The sequence below is a fragment of the Ensifer sp. LC11 genome, from assembly GCF_001695835.1.
Taxonomy (GTDB): Bacteria; Pseudomonadota; Alphaproteobacteria; order Rhizobiales; family Rhizobiaceae; genus Ensifer.
This window is the reverse complement of sequence record NZ_MBSO01000036.1, coordinates 25,200-43,833: the sequence shown is the minus strand read 5'-3', so window position 1 is coordinate 43,833 and position 18,634 is coordinate 25,200. Positions and strand designations below refer to the sequence as shown.

15 protein-coding genes and 3 pseudogenes are annotated in these 18,634 nt (G+C 61.5%); 2 read left to right on the top strand and 16 right to left on the bottom strand.

The window, feature by feature from the left end; all coding sequences use genetic code 11:
• Nucleotides 1-364: 364 nt before the first annotated feature.
• The 15 genes and pseudogenes from BBX50_RS22950 to BBX50_RS22880 form a co-directional block, all read right to left on the bottom strand.
• Nucleotides 365-1,789: an aspartate ammonia-lyase gene (locus BBX50_RS22950; protein WP_201723511.1), complete on the bottom strand. Its 1,425-nt coding sequence runs from the start codon at nucleotides 1,787-1,789 to the stop codon at nucleotides 365-367.
• Nucleotides 1,790-2,161, bottom strand: coding sequence for a cupin domain-containing protein (locus BBX50_RS22945; protein WP_065777627.1), 372 nt, complete (start codon nucleotides 2,159-2,161; stop codon nucleotides 1,790-1,792).
• A 505-nt stretch (nucleotides 2,162-2,666) separates the two neighbouring features.
• Nucleotides 2,667-2,873: a hypothetical protein gene (locus tag BBX50_RS30050; protein WP_139108545.1), complete on the bottom strand. Its 207-nt coding sequence runs from the start codon at nucleotides 2,871-2,873 to the stop codon at nucleotides 2,667-2,669.
• 283 nt (nucleotides 2,874-3,156) lie between these two features.
• Entirely contained in the window at nucleotides 3,157-3,450 is a 294-nt protein-coding gene (locus tag BBX50_RS22935) for a type II toxin-antitoxin system mRNA interferase toxin, RelE/StbE family (protein WP_065777625.1), read from the bottom strand.
• Nucleotides 3,447-3,749, bottom strand: coding sequence for a type II toxin-antitoxin system RelB/DinJ family antitoxin (locus BBX50_RS22930; protein WP_065777624.1), 303 nt, complete (start codon nucleotides 3,747-3,749; stop codon nucleotides 3,447-3,449). The genes BBX50_RS22935 and BBX50_RS22930 overlap by 4 nt, the downstream gene beginning before the upstream one ends.
• 352 nt (nucleotides 3,750-4,101) lie before the next feature.
• A pseudogene (locus tag BBX50_RS22925) lies at nucleotides 4,102-4,992 on the bottom strand (IS110 family transposase); the annotation flags it as partial.
• Nucleotides 4,982-5,824, bottom strand: coding sequence for a CoA ester lyase (locus BBX50_RS22920; protein ID WP_065777622.1), 843 nt, complete (start codon nucleotides 5,822-5,824; stop codon nucleotides 4,982-4,984). The pseudogene BBX50_RS22925 and the gene BBX50_RS22920, both read right to left, overlap by 11 nt.
• Nucleotides 5,821-7,038 (bottom strand): CoA transferase, encoded by a 1,218-nt coding sequence (locus BBX50_RS22915; protein WP_065777621.1) that lies wholly within the window; start codon nucleotides 7,036-7,038, stop codon nucleotides 5,821-5,823. Before BBX50_RS22915 ends, BBX50_RS22920 begins: the two co-directional genes overlap by 4 nt.
• Entirely contained in the window at nucleotides 7,035-8,084 is a 1,050-nt protein-coding gene (gene ugpC / locus BBX50_RS22910; protein ID WP_065777620.1) for a sn-glycerol-3-phosphate ABC transporter ATP-binding protein UgpC, read from the bottom strand. Before ugpC ends, BBX50_RS22915 begins: the two co-directional genes overlap by 4 nt.
• Nucleotides 8,085-8,114: 30 nt before the next feature.
• On the bottom strand, nucleotides 8,115-10,214 hold the full coding sequence (locus tag BBX50_RS22905; protein WP_065777619.1) for an ADP-ribosylglycohydrolase family protein: 2,100 nt from the start codon (nucleotides 10,212-10,214) through the stop codon (nucleotides 8,115-8,117).
• Between the two features lie 16 nt (nucleotides 10,215-10,230).
• Nucleotides 10,231-11,436: an ADP-ribosylglycohydrolase family protein gene (locus tag BBX50_RS22900; RefSeq protein ID WP_065777618.1), complete on the bottom strand. Its 1,206-nt coding sequence runs from the start codon at nucleotides 11,434-11,436 to the stop codon at nucleotides 10,231-10,233.
• Nucleotides 11,426-12,847 (bottom strand): extracellular solute-binding protein, encoded by a 1,422-nt coding sequence (locus BBX50_RS22895; protein WP_139108546.1) that lies wholly within the window; start codon nucleotides 12,845-12,847, stop codon nucleotides 11,426-11,428. Before BBX50_RS22895 ends, BBX50_RS22900 begins: the two co-directional genes overlap by 11 nt.
• A 49-nt stretch (nucleotides 12,848-12,896) precedes the next feature.
• Nucleotides 12,897-13,799 carry a carbohydrate ABC transporter permease gene (locus tag BBX50_RS22890; RefSeq protein WP_065777632.1) on the bottom strand — a complete coding sequence of 301 codons (903 nt, stop codon included), beginning with the start codon at nucleotides 13,797-13,799 and terminating at the stop codon, nucleotides 12,897-12,899.
• Entirely contained in the window at nucleotides 13,799-14,764 is a 966-nt protein-coding gene (locus tag BBX50_RS22885; protein WP_083213776.1) for an ABC transporter permease subunit, read from the bottom strand. The genes BBX50_RS22890 and BBX50_RS22885 overlap by 1 nt, the downstream gene beginning before the upstream one ends.
• 2 nt (nucleotides 14,765-14,766) lie before the next feature.
• Nucleotides 14,767-15,816 (bottom strand): LacI family DNA-binding transcriptional regulator, encoded by a 1,050-nt coding sequence (locus BBX50_RS22880; protein ID WP_065777617.1) that lies wholly within the window; start codon nucleotides 15,814-15,816, stop codon nucleotides 14,767-14,769.
• A gap of 515 nt (nucleotides 15,817-16,331) precedes the next feature.
• On the opposite strand from BBX50_RS22880, the pseudogene BBX50_RS29485 reads away from it, so the two are divergent.
• Nucleotides 16,332-16,496: pseudogene (locus BBX50_RS29485) on the top strand (HU family DNA-binding protein); the annotation flags it as partial.
• Between the two features lie 489 nt (nucleotides 16,497-16,985).
• On the opposite strand, the pseudogene BBX50_RS30585 reads toward BBX50_RS29485, so the two are convergent.
• A pseudogene (locus BBX50_RS30585) lies at nucleotides 16,986-17,148 on the bottom strand (LysR family transcriptional regulator); the annotation flags it as partial.
• 182 nt (nucleotides 17,149-17,330) lie between these two features.
• Here BBX50_RS30585 and BBX50_RS22875 point away from each other — a divergent pair.
• A complete protein-coding gene (locus BBX50_RS22875) occupies nucleotides 17,331-18,527 on the top strand; it encodes an ABC transporter substrate-binding protein (protein WP_065777616.1) in 1,197 nt (398 codons plus the stop codon).
• The last annotated feature ends 107 nt before the right edge of the window (nucleotides 18,528-18,634 follow it).

Here is an 18,634-nt window from a genome sequence, read left to right as displayed (position 1 = left end):
TTCGTCGAACGGGTTCATCGACATCTTCACGTTCGCAAGCTCGACGCCCGAACCGTCTGCCTTCACGCGGATCTTGACGTTGTAGTCAACCACCCGCTTCACCGTCACAAGTATTTTCAATCTATGCAACTCCTTGATGTTGCTCAGCTCTCACAGACCGGCGGCCCTCAAGTCGAACCGCAGGCCCGCTCCATCTTCTTGTTTTCACCTATTCCGGATCGAAAGTCGCTCCGGACTTTTGCTGGAAATGCTCTACAGCGCCGAGCGTCTTGTCAGACGCGAAAGTCGCTGTAGCACCCTCAATTGCTGCATGTTCTTGTCCTTAAATCGGCTACGATTTAAGGAGCGGGCGGTTGAGCGACTATCATTGGCGTGTGGCGGCCCCGAAGACATCGAGGCAGCTCCGCTTCAACTCGTCGAAATCTTCCTGGGTCATCAGTCCAAGATCGGAGACCGTCTGCGCTATCGTGCGGCCACTTTTCCCGGCTATCGCCGCGACCCTCGCGGCACTCTCGTAGCCGATACGCGGCACCAGGGCGGTGGCCAGCATCAGACTGTTGCTCACCAGCTCGTCGCAGCGATCGACATCCGCCTCTATCCCTTCGACGCAACGCTCCGACAGCACGGTGATCGCTCTGGTCAGGATGCGGATCGACTGCAGCACGTTGAACAGCATCACAGGTTCCATGGCGTTGAGTTGGAGCTGCCCTGCTTCGGCAGCGAACGTCACCGTCAGATCATTGCCGATCACCTGATAGGCGACCTGATTGACGACCTCAGGAATAACCGGATTGACCTTTCCAGGCATGATCGAAGATCCGGGCTGCACGGCCGGCAGCTTGATTTCCCCGAATCCGGCACGCGGTCCGCTGCTCAGCAGCCGCAGGTCATTGGCAATCTTCGAGAGCTTCACCGCCATGCGCTTCAGCACGCCCGAGAACGTCACGAAAGCGCCGAGGTCCGAGGTGGCCTCGATCAAATCCTTGGCACGCACCAGCCGCTCGCCACTGATCTGCGAAAGATGAGCGACGGCGATCGGCCCGTAGCCCGCCGGCGTGTTGATGCCCGTTCCGATCGCCGTGCCGCCCAGGTTCAACTCTCTCAACAGCTCACTGAGCTGGTAAATTCGCTCAATATCCTCTTCCACGGTCACCGCGAACGCGGCAAATTCCATGCCGAGCGTCATCGGCACTGCGTCCTGCAGTTGGGTACGCCCGACTTTGGCGATGGTGGCAAACTCGCGCGCCTTATCCAAAAAGGCTCTACGCAGACGTTCCTGAGCCCGCGTGAGCGCGCCACATTGGCTGAGGACGGCAAGGCGCATCGCCGTCGGATAGACATCGTTGGTCGACTGCGAGCGATTGACGTGGTCGTTCGGATGCAGGTGCTGGTAGTCGCCCGGCGCATAGCCAATGTTCTTTAGGGCGACGTTGGCGATCACCTCGTTGGCGTTCATGTTCGTCGACGTCCCTGCTCCGCCCTGGATCATGTCAACGACGAAAGACTGATGGTGCCGTCCAGCGATGATCTCGTCGCAGGCGGCGACAATGGCCGCGGAGACATCCGCATCGAGGGTATGACATTCCGCATTGGCAAGGGCGCAGGCCTTCTTCACCTGCGCGAGAGCCACCACGAGTTCCGGGAAGTGGCTGAGCGGCACATCCGTGATCGAAAAATTGGCAACGGCGCGCGCCGTCTGGATACCGTAAAGGCTGGTGGCGGGCAGCACGATCTCGCCGAGAAAGTCGCGCTCGGTTCTGCAGGGTTCCACGATTTCCAGGCTTTCCAATTAAATGTCGCGCGTCGCGGCGACGTAGCTTTTGCTGATCCGGTCGCTCACGATCGTCCACAGGACAGGCGTGCCCTTGGCGATGATCCAGCTGTCACCGGGGTCACAGGAGATCGTCTGACCTGTTATCTCGTCGGTCAGCTCCAGCCGTCCCGACAGCAGTGTCGCATGTTCGTGGAACGCATAGACGAGGCGATACTGCCCGCGTGTTGCGACAAACACACCACCGAAAACCTCGCTCTGCGGCGACCCCAGATCGAAACGGCCCGCGACACGAACGTCGCCCTCGACCGTCACCGCGCCAATGTCCTCCGGCTTCCCCCAGTCGGCTAGCCCGGACTCCTCGCCAACCGGGTTATACAACTTCATCATGCTGTTTCTCCTATCCTTGAGGCCTTGGTGGCATGGCGAAGCGGTGCGGACGATCGCGCCATGCCGCCATCCTGGCATCGACGACGGCGCAGCGTGGTCGGCTAGGCAAGTCCGGGAGCAGGTCGCTTTGTAGCCTTTCGTAATCTCGCGCCTCTTAGTTTTAGGTCGATCGCGGTGTCAGAAAACAACAGTTTGCTTTTTCCCGGCTTAGGAGACTCCTAATTAATATCATGCGGTCCTTGAGCATAGACGACGGCATCGGGTGGTTTTGCTGGATTGCGTCGTGGGTCCAATTGCACAAAGACTTGCATTCGCCCAACTCGACGCGTCGACATCGACGCTTGGGCACACTGCGATGCCGGGACGGAGGCCGCCTCCACCTCTCAGGTCAAGGGAGCACCGCTAATTCGCGAACGGGACATGGCCGTGGCGGCAGCGCACAGCCAGCCGCCCAGTTCCCGGCTCACGGCGAAACCCGCCCTTCGCCGATGTGCGAGGTCCTTGCCTAGAGATCCATTTCGCTTTTGCGCGACTTAACGCTCCATGCCACAACACTGACATGCTTGTTTTCACTTTGCCTGCGCCAGCGGATGTACCCGCCGGCCCTGAGCGGCACGTCGCAGCGCCGTTTTAACGTATGACAATCGATTTCGTGGCGCTCGTTCGTCGTATTACTCTTTCTTCCTTCCTCAGTGTTCTGCAAGGTATCCATCAACGGCGACCGTTCCCCACAGGTTGCGATTGGCTTGTTCACCAATGCGGCATTACGCCAAGGCCGATAGCGACGCTATCGATGCCGCGATCACAAAGGCAGCCGAGAACGATGCTCGAGCGTTCTATCGCCGATGACGGGCGTATCCTCGGCAAAACGAAGCACCCAGACCGGTCCGATCATCTCCTCGGTCGCGTCCTTGAAATCAAGCAGCGCCGGCTTAGCAATGGTAAGCCTTGAAGGGAGTCGAACCGCAGACCGCCAAAACATGCATTCTGCAGCGTTACTCGTCGCCGAATTCGAAGGGCCAAATCTGGGCGCCATGCAAAATCCGAAGAATGCGGATCCGATCCGCCATCAGCATATAGGCTGCGATGTAAGGTGTGCGCGGAATTACCAACTCGCGTGTTCCCTCAATTCGACCAGGTCGGCCACTTTCGGGAAAATCGAGGAGGCGCCGAACGGGTCGCGCAATTTCCTCGTCGACGTGGACCGCCGCCTTCGGGTTCTCACTTTCAATGTAACTGAAGATGGCATCACGATCGTCAAGCGCATGGTGCGCCCAGACAAGCCTCATCGGTCTCCTGCTTTACGCGCAGCCGCCGCCCGACGCTCGCGGAATCTAGCCTCAACGTCGACATCCTCGAAATCGGGTCGCGTGTCCTCAAGAGCCTGCAACACTTTTGCGCGGAACCAGGCATCGTGAGCGTCAGTGCTGCCAACCAATTCCAGCGGCAGCGAGCCTTCGTTGGCCGTCCGGGTTAAAAGAATTCGAACAGCGTCTGAAACCGTCAGACCCATGTTCTGTAGCACGGCGGTTGCGCGGTCACGAATGTCGGGATCAATTCGCGTCTGAACGAGTGCGTTTGAAGCCATCGCAAATCTCCTTTACCGAGCATTAATGTAATGCGGTTGCATGACAAAATCCAGTCGAGCGACTGCGGATCTGACGTTCCACTTGATACATTATGCGATCTTCTGTAACGGGCTGTTCTTCAATCCCTTGCGCGCTTAATCCCTCGCCGAGGGCTAGCTTCTGTCCGCAGTCGGCGCTTTGCCGCTGCTCTATGGTGTCTGCCAAGGACCGGCTGGCCAATCTTAGAGGCGCAGTCATCGCGTGCTGCTGATCGCATAGCGGCCAAACCCATCCATCGTCCCGGCGAAGGGACCTTGCTCCGGCAGGCGGATGGCTGTGCCCGTCCGAAAGCCTGTGTTGTCGTCTTTTCCCTCAAATCGCCGGAGTGGGCGCTCCCTTATGAGGAATGAAGGTGGTTCTGTCCCTGAGCAGGCAATGCAACACCACCGCCAGCTTGCGGGCCAGCGCCACGCGCACCTTTTTGGGACCGGCCCGTCTGGCGACCGCCAACGCCCAGCCCTTCAGATCGGAGCCTTTGACCGGACGCGTCAGGATGACGTGGGCCGCCTCATAGAGCGCGGTTCGCACGCTGCCATCGCCGATCTTCGAGATGCGACCGCTATGATCGGTCTCCCCTGATTGATATTTCCTTGGTGTCAATCCGAAGTGCGGCCCCACAGCGCGGGAGGAGCGGAAGCGCTCCGGCGCATCGACGGCCGCCACAAACGTCAGCGCCACCAGGACGCCAACGCCGGGCGTCGTCATCAACCGAAGGGCGTTGTCATCCTGACGGGCGATGGCGCGCAGCGTGCGCTCAAGACCTGCAAATTCCTGCACCAGCGCGTCGGGCACCTTCAAGAGTGCCGTGGCGATCGTTTCCAAGGTCGAATGGCCTGCAATCAGTTCGCGAATGCGCCCCGCGTACGTGCGCCGCGTCGTCGGCCCCACCTTGAGGCCGAAGCCGCGCAGGATGCCCCGGATGCTCATCTCGACGTCATGAAGCTTGCCCTGAATAAGCTTGCGGGCGGTCAGCAGCGCACGCACCTCCTGGGCGGCCAGCGATTTGCAGTGGACCGGTCGGAACCAGCCCAGCCGCATCAACTGCGCAATGCCGCGGGCGTCCTTCCTGTCGGTCTTGACTGGCATTGTCTTGAAGGCTGCACGCACATGGCGCGTCTCGATCAGCTCGACGGAAAGACCTGCTTTCACCATGCCGGCATGGAGCCACTGCGACAAAGGGCCGGCCTCCAGTCTACTGAAACTCGTTTGCCTGTTCGAGCACGTTGAGCGCGCGGGCGATCACCGGCGCGTCGACCATGACGCCGTTCAATTCGAAGGCGCCCTGTCCCGTGGCCCGCGCTGCGGCGATCACGGCTTTTGCCCAGGCAATCAACTCGGCCCTCGGAGAAAAGGACGCATTGAGCACGGGAATCACGGACGGGTGGATACAGCTCGCACCATCGAAGCCATGGGCCTTCGCCTCGCGGGCAGCCGACTCTATGGCGTCGAGCCGCTGGTAGTCGGCAATTGTCAGAAGCATACCAAAGGAGAGCTTGCCCTCGGCCTTGGCTGCGAGGTGGACCAGCAGCTTCGGAAGGCGCAGCACCTCCGGCAACGGCTCCGCTCCCAGGCTGGTCGCGATGTCTTCACCGCCTGCCGCAAGGCCGATCACGCGCTGAACGCGAGCGATCGCGCGGGCTTCGAGAACGGCGCTGGCATCTTCCAGCAGTGGCACGAACGCCATCGGCGCCCGACCGATCTGCCGTTCGATCGGCGCGAGATGCGCGGCGAGTGCGTCCAGCTCTCCGGGCAACTCAGTTTTCGCGACATAAAGCCCGAAGGCTCCGGCAAGGCAGGCTGCTTCGGCATCGGCCATCCGCATCTCCGGGGCCGAATTGACGCGGACGAAGACGGTCGCGCCGCCGCGCCCTACCCGCACCACCGCCTCCTTCAACCCGTCCCGCGCCGCCTGCTTCTGGTCCGGTGCAACCGAATCCTCAAGGTCGAGGATGATCGCATCCGCGCCGCGCTCATGCGCCTTGGCGATGAAGCGCTCGGACGACGCCGGCACATAGAGAAGGGAGCGCAATCTCATGCCGCCTGTCCCTCCAGAACGCGCTCGATGGCGCCTGCGTCCAGCCCCGCTTCCGCCAGGACCTCGGCTGTGTGCTCGCCAAGGGCTGGCGCTGGCCTGCGCCAGACACCTGGCGTCTCCGAAAGCCGTGGCACTATGTTGTGCATCGGCAGGCTGCCGAACTCGGCGTCCTCCACGTCGACGATGATCTCTCGTTCGGCAAAGTGCGGGTCGGTGCTCGCATCGGCGATGTTGTAGATCGGCCCGACCGTCGCGCCGGCGTCACGCATGATCTGCAGCGCCTCGTCGTGGTCGTGCCTAGCGAACCAGTCGCCGACGGCCTCGTCGACCAGGTCGCGGTTCCTGACGCGTTCGGAATTGGTTGCGAAGCGCGGGTCCTCGTTCATGTCGGCGCGGCCGATGATTTCAAAGATGCGCCGGGCAACTTGCGGCGTCGAGCCGGAAAGTGCGACGTATTTGCCGTCGCGGCAGCGGTAGACGTTGCGCGGCGCAGCCGTGTTCGAGGCGCTTCCAACGCGCTCCTTGATCTTGCCGGTCGTCTGATAGATCGCGGCTTCCGGTCCAAGCACCGAAAACATCGGCTCCAGCAGCGACAGGTCGATTACCTGTCCTTTTGCGTAGCCGCGATCGCGTGCCAACAGCGCCGTCACGGTCGCAGAACTTCCGTAGACGCCGGCAATCATGTCGGCAAGCGCCAAAGGCGGCAACACAGGTTCGCGGTCGGGAAATCCGGTTCGATAGGCAAAACCGCTCATGCCCTCGACGATCGTGCCGAAGCCGGGGAACTGCGCGTAGGGACCGGTCTGGCCGAAGCCCGAGATACGCACGATGATCAGGTTGGGGTTGCGGGAATGCAGCGCTTCCGGTGAAAGTCCCATGCGCTCCAGTGTTCCTGGCCGGAAATTCTCGATGAAGATGTCGGCTGTCTCGATCAGCGCCCAGAGTGCTGCCATCGCCGCCTCCTGCCGGAGGTTCAACACGACGGAGCGTTTGTTGCGGCTATAGGTTTTCCAATAGAGCGAGTGGCCGTCGTCCTTCCAGTCGCGCAGTGGATCGCCCGCCGGCGGCTCGATCTTGATGACGTCGGCACCGGCATCGGCAAGCTGCAGCGACAGCATGTTGCCGGCAACAAGGCGCGACAGATCCAGGACGCGGGTGCCGGCAAGCGGCCCCTTGGCGGCGGGGTCGAAATGTCGCTTGGAAAACCCGCTCATCGGATGCGCTCCCCGGTTTCCTTGTCGAAGAGCAGCACCTTCTCGACGTCTATCCCGAGCATCACTTGCTGGCTGGCCGACAGCAGCTTGCCACCATGGACCACCACTGAGATGTCCTCGCCGCCCACGTCGACGACGATTTCCTGGTCTTCGCCGGTCGGCTCGACCAGGCTGATACGGCCCGGAACGCCCGTAGTTCCGAGCGTGATGTGTTGAGGACGGATACCACAGACGATCCGCCTTCCCGGTTGCACCCGTCTGCCAATAGGCAGGGACACGCCGCCGCTTGTCAATGCCGTCTCGCCCTCGGCGATCGCTTCGATGAGATTGATCTCGGGCGAGCCGATGAAGCCGGCAACGAACAGATTGGCAGGATCGTTGTAGAGATCGAGCGGCGCGCCCGCCTGCTCGATCTTTCCGCCGTTCATCACCACGATCTTGTCGGCCATGGTCATGGCCTCGGTCTGGTCGTGGGTGACGTAGACCATCGTCCGACGCAGCCGCTGGTGCAGTTTCTTGATCTCGCTGCGCATCTTCACCCGCAGCTTGGCGTCGAGGTTCGACAGCGGCTCGTCGAACAGGAAGGCGCGCGGATCGCGCACGATCGCCCGGCCCATCGCGACACGCTGGCGCTGGCCGCCGGAGAGTTCGCGCGGCAGGCGGTCGAGCAGTTTTTCGAGACCGAGGATCTCGGCCGCCTCGGTCACGCGCTTCTGGATCTCCACCTTCGGCGCGCCGGCGAGCTTCAGCGCGAAGCTCATGTTTTCCGAGACTTTCATGTGCGGATAGAGCGCATAGGACTGGAAGACCATGGCGATGTCACGCTCCTTCGCCGGCATGTCGTTGACGACCTTGCCGCCGATGGTAATCTCGCCGGCTGAAATATCCTCCAGCCCGGCGATCATCCGCAACAGCGTGGACTTGCCGCAGCCGGACGGGCCGACGAGCACCACGAATTCTCCATCGCCCATTTCCAGCGAGATGTCATTGAGCACGGCGACACTGCCGTAGCTCTTACCGACACTTCTGAGCTCTATCTCGGACATGTTTCCTCCCTTTCTTTCCGCCTCGCGCGGTCAGCGCTCGGCGACCTCGATCCGGCCGATCGACATGCGACCGGCCGACGCCATGCGCAGGCCGCCCATACCGTAGCTAAGCGTCGCATCGTCGGCCTGCAGCACCCGTTCGCCATCGACGGTTAGCATCAGCTTGCCGCCTTCGACCGTGAGACCGACCGCGTAGCTCCGGCCGTATTCGATACGGAACGGACTGCGGGCAAGGAACGTGGTGCCGTGGTTTTCCAGAAGGATCACCACTTCGCCGTTCTGGAATCCGGCCGCATAGAAGCGGCTGGTCCCTTGTGCCCGCGCAACGACCAGGTGAGATACGCCGGAGAGCGGCTGGAGCTCGGCGGTAACGCTCACATCGCGCAGATAGGCATTGCCCGTCCACGCATCCGCATCGGTCGCCGTATGCGCATGGATACGCCCCTGCTGCAGGCTCCAATGGCCGCGGTTCCAGGTGAAGCGGGTTATGCCGCCCCATTCCTGGGCTTCCTTCGCCGGATCGATCACGGCGCGTCCCTTGCCGGAGACGGAGAAGTCTCCGAGGAACAAGCGACCGAGAAATTTCAGGCGACCGAAATATTCGACCAGGATGCCGATCTCGTCGACCGCCTCGCCGTTGCCGTCGGGGATGGTGAACTCATAGTCCTGCCAGCCGCTCGCGGACGGCACGTGCCAGGCGCCCGTTTCCTGGATGGCGCCGCTCATGGCGCGGCGAACATAAGGCGCCACCCGCAGGTTGCCATCACCGTTCCACGGGTCGAGCCAGAGCTTGAACCTCACCGTCTGGCCGTCATCGGCAAGGGGTGTAAACATCGGGCGGTAGCGCTCGTCGTCGAAATCGGAGCGGCGATAGAAGGGCTTCCAGAAGATGCGTCCGCCCTGCCCGCGCTCGAGCCGGTCGAGCAGGATTTCCAGCGATCCCTTGGCATTGTCGGTATGGCGCTCCACTGAGGCCTTGACGGCAATCTGGTTGAACGGCTCGGTGCGGAAGCCATGGGTGGCGCCGGGGGCATCGAAGTCGAAGCGCACACCGCGGCGCTCGAAATCCTCGGCCCAGAGCGCCGGAGGCTCCCGGCCCTGCAGCCGGAGCGCAAGTACGGTCAGCTCGCGCGCGAAGGAGGGAATGTCGACAACGTTGATCGTGCCGGTGATGCCGGAAGCGACGACGAAATCGTTGATCGGTTTGCGGTACTTGGCCCAGCCCGGCTGAGCCTGCTGCAAGGTGCCGACGATCGCGCCGGCATTGCCGGCATTGCAGTCCGTATCCCAGCCGGCCATGGTGGCGATCTCGACCGTGCGCGGCAGGTCGCCCTGACCATAGATCAGGCTCATGACGAGCACGCCGGCATTCGGGATGATGTGGCAGACGCCGGGATAACGGTCATAGCCCCAGTCCGCCGTCAACATGTCGCGGCAGGCGCGCCAGTCGTTCCGGTTGGCGTCGTGGAAGCGGAGCACCGCGCGAGAAACCTTGGCATAAAGGGAGTCGGCCGGGATTGTCGCGAGACCCGTCTCGATGACCTCCTCGATGTTCTTGGCAACAAAGGCCTGGGCGATGGCCGCGGCGCAGAAACGGGCGCCGTGCAGGCCCTCGCCGTCATGGGCGACACTTGCTGCACGGGCGGAGGCTTCCGCTGCCTTCTTCGGGTCGGCCGGATGCACCCAGCCCCAGCTATCGATGAAGATCTGGCCGCCGATCTGCTCGGCAACCGTCGTGCCGTTCTGGGCGATCGAACCGGATTGCGGCGCCGGGATGCCGGCACGCAGGTTCTGGTAGGCGGTGTGTTCGGTCGAGTTGCCAAAGCCGCCCCACCAGTACATGCCGTGTTCTTCGGCCGCATAGTTCAGCCAGGTCTTGCCGACCTCCTCGGCGGTCGCGCCGAGCCCGTAATCGCGCAGCGCCCGGATGAAATAGACCGGGCCGTTGGTGTCGTCGTCGGCAGCGAAATTCTTGAAATCGCGCAGATATTCCTTCACCTCGCCATAGGTGTCCCGGATGCGTTCATAGCTCCAGATCGTCGGTTCGACGGGTGCGCCCAAGCGCACGCCGATCGCCTTGCCGATGAAGCCGGAATAGATACGCTCGAAGATTTCTGTGGTGCTGAGCATTGGATACTTTCAAGTTCTAGAGACTGGAAACCTGGGTGAGGTCGGGCACTGAAAGGAGCCCCGCCCGCGCCCGCGCCCGCGCCATATCGCGTTTGTAGTCAGCCGCCTGGATCGCGGTCACCGTTTCGGTGAAGGCATCGGCAGAGCGGAAGAGGTCGAGCCTGTTGACGCGGTCGAGCTGGGAGGCCATCGCCCGGTCAATGATGCTCTCGCCTTGCATGGCGCCGAGGATCGCGCCGGCCATGACGCCGATCGAGTCGGTGTCGCGGCCGGAATTGATGCCGTCGACGATCGTCTTGTAGAAGTCGCCGTCATTGACGACGGCAAAACCGAGCGCCAGCGGCAGCTCCTCGATCGCGTGGAGACGTGATGGCTGGTAAGCGTCCGTGGCGATACCGGCCTTGTGCGGCGTGTGCTGCACGTTGTCGCCCATCGGCGAATAGCGGGCGATGATCCGGTGGAATTCGGCGACGACCGCCTGGTGTTCGGCGCCCTTCAAGGAGTTCGCCGCCTCGACAATATCGGCGATCGCGTTGCGCGTGCCGTCTTTGGCAACGGCAAGCGTTTGCTCGATGACTGTGTCGAGCGTGGTCCCTGGCACGAACGCGGCGGCCACGGCAGCCGCAAGCACGCCGGCTGCCTCCAAGCCGAAACTCTGCTGATGGCCGGAGGCAAAGGCGATCGCCTCGTCATAGGCGGCATTCGGATCGCAGGCGTTGGCCACACCGACCGGTGCGATGTACATGGCCGCGCCGCAATTCACCATATTGCCGACACCGCCTTGGCGCGGGTCGCAACCGGAAAGCTGGTGGCGCTGGAAGATCCACTTTTCCGGATAGAACAGCCGCTCGATCAGCATCGTTTCGCGCTGCAGTTCCGGCACCCAGCGCGGCGTCCAGGCGATCTCGCGCACCATGCCGGAAGCCATATCCCAGGCATCGAGGTGACGCTTCACGTCGCCATAGATCGACATGACGCAGAGCGTCATCAGCGTGTCGTCGGTGACGATACCGCCGCCACGGACGCGGCCGTTGCGGGCCGCGTCGTTCTGCTTCATGCGGTGCCACTCGGTATCGAGCGACGTCACCCGACCGTAGCGTTCGCGGATTTCCGCAGCGGAGAGTTTTTCGACCGGCGCCCCGATGGCGTCGCCGTAGGCGACGCCAAAGAGTAGCGCCCGAACCCGTCCCCGAAGGGAGAGCCCTTGAGCATCATTTGTCATTGAGAACCGTCCTTGCATATTCGGTCATTTTCTCGCCGCCGGCAGCGTTCCACTCGGAAACGAACTGGTCCCACTGGTCCATTTTGGCTTCGCCGGAGACGAACTTGTACACCCAGGCCCGGTAGGCGTTTTCCGTGGCATCGATGTCGGTGGCGTATTCCGCAGGCCAGACGAAGGCGTTGTCCGGCTTGAAGTCGGCGGAGATCGTCGTCAGAGATTGCTGCGCGGCCTCGCTCAGCCACTGCACCGGCGGCTGCCAGTTGGCGGCGACGAGGAAGCGGGCATACCAGGTGGCGAGCTTGTCGGTCGGTTTGATGGTTTCGCCGTCCTTTGTGTACTGCTCGCCCTCAAAGCCGAGCCGTTCGATCGCCTGGCCCTCGGGGCTGGCGATGAAATCGAGCAGCTTGACCACCTCTTCCTTGTGTTCCGAGGTCGTCGCGATGGCGAGGCCGCGGGACTCCTTGGATACGTCGAGTGCCATGAGGCCCTGGCCCGCAGGTCCCTTCGGCGGCGAAAGCAGACTTAGCTTTGCATCAGAGTGCGCCTGACGCATCTTTCCGCCATAGATGTCAATGACTTCGGCGGAAGACCCGAAGATCACGCCGGCACGGCCGGAATAGAACTTGTCTTCCTTGACGTCCCACTTGGTGGTGATGAATTCCGGATCGTAGAGGCCCTGCTCGCGGAGCGACGCGTAGAAGGCGATCTTCGCCTTTTCCGCGGCCGAAACGCGGGCGTGGATCCACTCGCCGGCCTCGTTCTTCACCCAGGTGCCGGTCACGCCGAAGGCCTGGTTGAAGATGGCGTCGAGTTCCTGGGTGTTGTCGGCGGTGGTAACGCCGTAGCTGTCGGCCTTGCCGTTGCCGTCGAGGTCACCGTCCTTGATCGCCTTGAAGAGAGCGACGTAGTCGTCAGTCGTCTTCGGCGCCGGTACGCCCGCCTTTTCGAGCCAATCCGTGCGGATCACCGGCTGCGGCATGCGCGGCGGGTAGACATAGAGCAGATAGGGATAGTTCTTCAGCCGCTCGACATTGTGCGGGAAGAGCGCGTCTTTGAGATAGGTCGTCTTCGGCAGCCAGGTGTTCCAGTCCTCCAGAACGCCCTGCTCCGCCATCTTGGCGTCGCCGCCCTGGAAATAGATGAGATCAGGAATATCGCCTGACAGAAGCATGGCGCTGAGCTTGTCGGCATAGCCCGAGGACGGCAGGTCGATGACCTGGATGTGGATGTCGGTGCCCTTGGCCTTCAGCGCCTCCTCATAGGCCTTCATCAGCTTCACGTCGTCGGGATTGCTCGTGGTGAGGTCCTTCGAGACGACGCGGATGGTCACCGGATCGGCGAAGGCGGGCATGGCGACGCTCGCCATCAATGCCATGGCGGTGGTTGCGCCCAGGATCAGTTTTCCAAGCATGTTTGTTCCTCCCAGTATGCTTTGGCTTTTCTGTTTCGGTTCGGCATCGTCAGCCCTTCAGCGCACCGCTCATGGTGCCCTTGGTGAAGAACTTCAGGATGAGCGGGTAGATCGCGAGGATCGGCGCGATCGTGAGCAGGATCATGCCGGCCTTCAGCGCGCGAATGTTGATCTGGCTGGCACCGGTGTAGTTGTTGCTGTCGACCACGCCGACCATGGCAAGCTTGTCGCCCTCAACCACGAACTGGCGCAGCACGACCTGCAGCGGCCATTTCGACTGGTCGTTGAGGTAAATCATCGCCCGGAAAAACTCGTTCCAGTGGAAAACGAAATAGAAGAGAGCGATGGTCGCAAGCGCCGATTTGGCGAGCGGCAGCGCCACATACCAGAAGATCTGGAAGGGATTGGCGCCGTCGAGCTCGGAGGCCTCGATCAGTTCCTTCGGCACTTCCTCGAAGAAGCGCACGAGGATGATCAGATACCAGGCGTTGACGACCTTGAAGAGGATCAGCGACCAGTAGCTGTCGATGAGGCCGAGGCGCTTGTTGATGAAATAATCGGGAATGATGCCGGGCTCAAAGACGATCGTGACCAGCACGAAGACGAAGATGACGCGGCGCCCCGGCAGACCGGGACGCGAAAGCGCCCAGGCCATAAGCGCTGTAAGCACGACGCCAAGGACGGTGCTGACCAGCGTGATGAAGATCGAGTTGAAGAGCCCTCGCTGAACGGCGGAATTGTTGATCAACAGGTCCCAGACCTCGGTCGAGAAACCATTGGGAATGACCGTCAGGCCGCTCATGCCGGCGACCTTGCCGGGATCGGAGAACGAAATGGCCAGCAGGTTGAGGAGCGGCTGGACCGTCAGCACGACGAGAAACAGCAGCGTCGAAACGATTGTCGCATATTCGAGCCGCTCGAGCGGCGTTCTGCGGACGTTGTGGGCGGCCATCACCATACCCCCTTGCCGGTAAGACGTTTGGAAAGAAGGTGGGCTGCGACGATCATCAGCATGCCGAGCAGCGCCTTGAAGAGGCCAGCGGCCGTCGCCAGCGAGTACTCGCCGGTCTGCAGGCCGATGCGGTAGACATAGGTGTCGATGATATCGATCTTGCTGCGCACCACGTCGTTGGAGAAGTTGATCACCTGATTGAGATCGGCATTCAGGAACATGCCGGCGTTCAGGATGAAGAGCGTTGCGATCGTTGGAACGATGCCGGGAATGGTGACGTAGCGGATTTTCTGCCAGCGGTTTGCGCCGTCGATCTCGGCCGCGTCATAGAGTTCCGGATCGATGGCGATGATGGCCGCGAGGTAAAGCAGGCTGTCCCAGCCGGCCGAACGCCAGATCTCCGAAAACACCAGCACCCAGCGGATCGAACCGGTATCGGTCATGAAGGAGACTGGCTGCATGCCGAAGAAGCCGATGATGTCGTTCACTGCGCCGTCACTCGGCGACAGCACAGCAATGAAGACGCCGGCGATGACGACCCAGGACAGGAAATGCGGCAGGTAAATCGCCGACTGGATGAATTTGCGGAAGGCGCCACCACGGATTTCGTTGAGCAGCAGCGCCACGATGATCGGGATCGGGAAGAAGAAGACGATCTTCATCGTCGACAGGATCAACGTGTTCGCCAGCACCTGCCAGAAGATCGGCGACGAGAAGAGTGTCTGGAAATGTTTGATGCCGACCCAGATGTTCGGCGGGATGATGCGCAACTGCTCAAAGGCGATCTTGGCTTCCCAGATCGGCAGGTAGTGGAAGATCACGAAGAAGATCAGGCCCGGCGCCATCATCAGGTAATAGGGCCACCATTGCCGGAAACCTCTCGCAAGATTTCGGCGTTGAATCTTGGGAACGTTCCCATTTCTTGGCATGGCCACGCTGGTCGCCAGATCGTTGCTTACGGTCATGTTTACCTCCCAGCCGCCACCCGAATGGGTGCGGAGGCCGAAACGTCGGCGAGCGAGCCGCGCTCCACCAGGCGGCACGGCAGAAAAATCCGGCCGTGCTCGGGGCGGCCGGCAATTTGAGCGAGCAGGCATTCGACCGCGCGAACGCCGATCTGGCGGCCGGGCTTTTCGATCGTCGTCAGGCCCGGCCACGAGAATGCGCCCGCGGGAATGCCGTCAAAACCCAAAATGGAAATGTCTTCCGGGCACCGGAGGCCTGCTTCGCGAACGGCGATCATGGCACCGAGCGCCATCAGATCGTTGGCGACAAAAACGGCGCGACTGCCTCTCCATGTCCCGGCGAGCAAGCGGCCCATTGCCCTTCGGCCGCCTTCAACCGTGTAGTCAGATTCTTCAACCAGGAGGATCTCAGGATCCACGTCCCGTGCAACGCAATGCTCGTGCACGGCACGTAGGAACCGGGCGCGCGCCAGGCGCGACCGTGGGCCGAGCATCAGAGCCGGCGCGGGATGGCCCCGCTGCAACAGAATATCCATGCCGAGACGAACGGCCTGGGCGATATCCGACCCGACACTCAAGGTGTCCGGAAACCGCTCGGCGCTGGAGCCGATGAAGACGAAGGGCAATCCGAAACGATCCAGATCATCGAAGTTGTCCGCGACGGGATTGATGATCGCGCCATCGACGCGCGCCCGGCGCAACGCGCGCAGATGGGTCGCTTCTTTGCCCGCATCCCAATCGGACGAGAAGACGAGGAGCGAAATGTCGTCCTTCGCTGCGCGGTCCTGTGCGCCGCGGGCAACCTCGGCCCAGAAAGGGTTGGTGATGTCTGGAATGACGAGGCCCAAGAGACCGCTGCGGCCCGAACGCATGCCGACGGCCAGATGATTGCGCTCGTAGCCCGTGGCCGAGACCGCCCTCAGCACACGATCGCGCGCTTCGTCGGAAATATTGCTGGAGCCGGCAAGGACGCGCGCAACTGTGCTCTTCGAAACTCCAGCTCGTTCCGCCACGTCGATAATGGTCGCCCGCTGCCTGGGTCCGTTCTTCATGTTTCCTCCCGGACGGAAGACCCGCATGCGAGGAACTTCGATCCATGGGAACGTTACCATGGAGCTTTGCTGCTTGGCAAGACCGGAATTGTCCCAGGCTCAACGATCCATGATGCGATGAGCTCGAGTTCGCACTTCTCCTGGACGGGCAAGAAAAACGAAGCTGTAGGGATGCCATGCCATCATCAGTGGAACGACCCTGAAGCGCATTGAGCCGCACCGGTTGGTGGCACTTGTTGTTGAAGACGTCGGCCCACAATCGAAAATCGGAGACATTCACAAACGAGCTGGTCTTGAGATTCCGCGATCGCGAATTTGAGGGAGCGTCGAGCAACTTGTAAGAGATGGCACATTCGCTAGGCGTTCGGAGTGGGACACGTTACGGGCTCCCGTAATTTGGCTCAAAACGAGGTGTATCGATCGGGCATGCACCAAAATCATGCGCCAAGCCGACCACATAGGCATTTTAACGCCTTGAAAATTCTATACTTTTTGTTCAGCTCCATAAACCTTCTTCCGGCGCCGAGACATCAATTCCGGGTTTCGGCAGGTTCAAGGTCAAGGACACGCCGGAGCGCGAGGCACGCAAGCCGGCCACTGGTGCGACGATCAAGGTTGCTGCTGCGAAGAAGCTCACCTTCGCGCCGGCCAAGGCCCTCAAGGACGCGCTGAACGGCTGATGCAAGATACGAGGTCCGGGCCGCGCAGGCGGAGAGCCTTCAACGGCCCGGCCGCGCCAAAGACCGAGCAGTATCGATGATGTCATCGCGTGAAGCCGTTGGCGCTGCATGCGCCGCTCGGCGTCGATCTGATTGTCGCAGTCAATGGCTCGACGCCATTGACCTTTGCCGTTTCGATGAGCGAGTCGTTGATCACCCAATGCTCGGCTCATGCGAAGTGCGGCCGGTCTTTCTGTTTCACTCTACCGCGCGCCAGTCGCGGATATGCGATATTGCGAACCTCATCTGCAGCCCGCGATACTCAACGACAAGCTTGTCTGCTTCCCGGCGCATAACTTTAGCTACGTAGTTGCGAACTGCCCCAGCTTCGTCGACCACTTCGAACACGTAAGTCATTGCGTGAACCCCCACAGTTCTGGGGGTTTTTGCCTGCTTCTGCTTGAGTGAAACTTACAGTCCGCCCTCCCCGATGATCCGGCACGGCCCGACGTAGAACACCGCCCCTGCCCTGGTCAGCCCGCCGTGTCGAGCGCTCCAGCAGTCGCACACCGAACTCCTTCTCCAGCGCCTGGATGTGGCTGCTCAACGCCGGCTGGGCGATGTGCATGCGCATCGCTGCCCGATGGAAATGCAGTCGCCCAGGTGAATGCATCGGCGCCGGCTTTTCAACACGGCTGTGGCGCGGGTTCAACTCTGCCTCGAACTTGTTCTTCGGCAGTGCAAAATCAATTTTGTATACAAGACATGATGTCAATGTTGACAATCGTGTATTTTAGGATTTCCTTAATCCATCCGCATCGCCAAAGCGCGCCGGATGCAAAGATGGGGAGTGAAATGATCAACAGACGCTCTGCATTGAAATCGCTGGCGCTCGGCGCCGTTTCATTACTGGCTATCGCGGCGGGCACCTTTTCCGCACAGGCCGAGAACAAGGAACTCAAGATCGGCTTCGTCGGCGTGACCAGCGGTCCCGCCGCGGCTTGGGGCACGTCCAACGTCCGCTCGATGCAGACCCGAGCCGACTGGCTCAACGAGACGGGCGGCGTGAAGATCGGGGACGACACCTACAACATCACCATCGTCACCTTCGACGACCAGAGGGACCCCAAGCGGGCCATCGCGGGCATGGAAAAGATGGCTCAGGAAGGCATCCACTATGTCGTCGGGCCGAATGTCGATGACGGCGCAGCCGCCGTCCGCCCGGTCGCGGAATCCAAGGGAGTCATCTATTTCCCCTACGCCTTTCCGAAGGCGCTCTACACGCCGCCGGCCTCGAACGCCGTGCTCGGCATGGTCGCCAACTATCAGTCGGGACCGGCCATCTATAAGTATCTCAAGGAGAACAAGGGCGTGAAGAAGGTCGCCTTCATCGCGGCCAACGAGTCCGACCCGCTCAGCCAGCGTGACAGCGGCGTAGCCGCTGCCAAGGAACTCGGCCTCGAAGTCGTCGCCGAGAAGGATACCTACCAGAACGACACCCGCGACTTCACGCCGGTGTTGACACCCATCGTTCAGTTGAAGCCGGACCTGTTGGTGCTCTCGGGCGTCGCGCCCGCCAATGCGCCGCTCCTGATCCGCGCGGCGCGCGAACTCGGCTATGAGGGCCTCATGTCGGCGGAAACGGCGCAGGATGCAACCGTGCTGCAGGAGGGCGCAGGCGAACTCGCCAACGGCTTCATTTCGGTCGGTGGCGCCTCCACCCCGGAGATCCGGACGCCGGTGATGGAGGAATTCATCGACCGCTACACCAAGAAGTTCGGCGAATACAACGACGAGTCCAACACCAAGGTCTATGCGCTCGAATACATCGTGGAAACGCTGAAGGCGAACCCCAAGGCGATCGACAATGTGGAGGAGTTCAAGAAGACCATTGACGGCTTCTCCGCGCCCAACCCTTACGCCAAGGACAGCACGCTGAAATATGTCGGCGCGACCTCGTTCGGCCAGAAACGGCAACTTTCCGTGCCCATGGTGGTGACAGAGTTCAAGGACGGCGCCTTCCAGACGCTGTTTGTCGGCGAAGTGGACTGACATCCGCCGACCGACGACAAGGGCGCGGCCAGCAGCAGCCCGTGATGTCTTTTGACCGCGCCCAGAGAGTTCAACCGAGGTTCGGGCAACCGGACCTCCGCCGGATC

Bases quoted from the DNA above. Each gene is read 5' to 3' on its own strand.
- BBX50_RS22945 (WP_065777627.1), bottom strand. From the start codon at position 2,161: ATGATGAAGTTGTATAACCCGGTTGGCGAGGAGTCCGGGCTAGCCGAC.
- BBX50_RS30050 (WP_139108545.1), bottom strand. From the start codon at position 2,873: ATGGATACCTTGCAGAACACTGAGGAAGGAAGAAAGAGTAATACGACG.
- BBX50_RS22935 (WP_065777625.1), bottom strand. From the start codon at position 3,450: ATGAGGCTTGTCTGGGCGCACCATGCGCTTGACGATCGTGATGCCATC.
- BBX50_RS22930 (WP_065777624.1), bottom strand. From the start codon at position 3,749: ATGGCTTCAAACGCACTCGTTCAGACGCGAATTGATCCCGACATTCGT.
- BBX50_RS22920 (WP_065777622.1), bottom strand. From the start codon at position 5,824: ATGAGATTGCGCTCCCTTCTCTATGTGCCGGCGTCGTCCGAGCGCTTC.
- BBX50_RS22915 (WP_065777621.1), bottom strand. From the start codon at position 7,038: ATGAGCGGGTTTTCCAAGCGACATTTCGACCCCGCCGCCAAGGGGCCG.
- ugpC (WP_065777620.1), bottom strand. From the start codon at position 8,084: ATGTCCGAGATAGAGCTCAGAAGTGTCGGTAAGAGCTACGGCAGTGTC.
- BBX50_RS22905 (WP_065777619.1), bottom strand. From the start codon at position 10,214: ATGCTCAGCACCACAGAAATCTTCGAGCGTATCTATTCCGGCTTCATC.
- BBX50_RS22900 (WP_065777618.1), bottom strand. From the start codon at position 11,436: ATGACAAATGATGCTCAAGGGCTCTCCCTTCGGGGACGGGTTCGGGCG.
- BBX50_RS22895 (WP_139108546.1), bottom strand. From the start codon at position 12,847: ATGCTTGGAAAACTGATCCTGGGCGCAACCACCGCCATGGCATTGATG.
- BBX50_RS22890 (WP_065777632.1), bottom strand. From the start codon at position 13,799: ATGGCCGCCCACAACGTCCGCAGAACGCCGCTCGAGCGGCTCGAATAT.
- BBX50_RS22885 (WP_083213776.1), bottom strand. From the start codon at position 14,764: ATGACCGTAAGCAACGATCTGGCGACCAGCGTGGCCATGCCAAGAAAT.
- BBX50_RS22880 (WP_065777617.1), bottom strand. From the start codon at position 15,816: ATGAAGAACGGACCCAGGCAGCGGGCGACCATTATCGACGTGGCGGAA.
- BBX50_RS22875 (WP_065777616.1), top strand. From the start codon at position 17,331: ATGATCAACAGACGCTCTGCATTGAAATCGCTGGCGCTCGGCGCCGTT.